Consider the following 569-nt stretch of genomic DNA (forward strand, 5'->3'; position numbering starts at 1 on the left):
GTCGCCGACACGCAAATCCGTCTCGCTATCCGGCCCGATCGCATCGATGTGGCCGCAAAGGTCGTAGCCGGGCGAGAAAGGGAAGGGCGGCGCCGCCGGATAAAGGCCATTGCGTTGAACAATATCGGCAAAGGCGACGCCGGTTGCCTCGACGCGCACACGCGCCATGCCGGCTTCCGGCTCGGGCACGGCCTCCTCGACCAGGCGAAGGACATCCGGGCCCCCCGCGCGGGTGTAGACGATGCGGCGGTTCACGCTCGACTCCCGGCACTATGGTCTGGCGCGAGGGCCAGCTTACCCGTCCCGGCGACGTCGTAACAGGACATATAGGGCACCCGCCCCGCCGTGGCGCGGCTGCGCCTGCACAAAGCTGACGATGCGCGGACGCAGGTCCGGCTGGTTCAGCCAATGCGGCACCTCGCGGCGCAGCACGCCGGCCTCGCCGCCGGCGCTGCCCTTGCCGGTGATGACGATAATGCAGCGCAGGCCCCGGTCGGCGGCACGGTGGATATAATTGGCAAGCGCCCCATGCGCCGCCTGCCGGGTCATGCCATGCAGGTCGATGCGTC

The 569-nt window shown here is 69.1% G+C and carries 2 protein-coding genes; both read right to left on the minus strand.

All coding sequences use genetic code 11. From position 1 onward, the window contains the following. Window positions 1-255 (minus strand): alcohol dehydrogenase catalytic domain-containing protein (locus tag EYQ95_RS26300; protein ID WP_165924876.1); only part of this gene is annotated, 255 nt, incomplete at its 3' end. 39 nt (window positions 256-294) lie between these two features. Then, a partial coding sequence (locus EYQ95_RS26305; RefSeq protein ID WP_207916736.1) for a Smr/MutS family protein occupies window positions 295-569 on the minus strand: 275 nt, incomplete at its 5' end.

It is taken from the genome of Lysobacter sp. N42 (genome assembly GCF_004344885.1).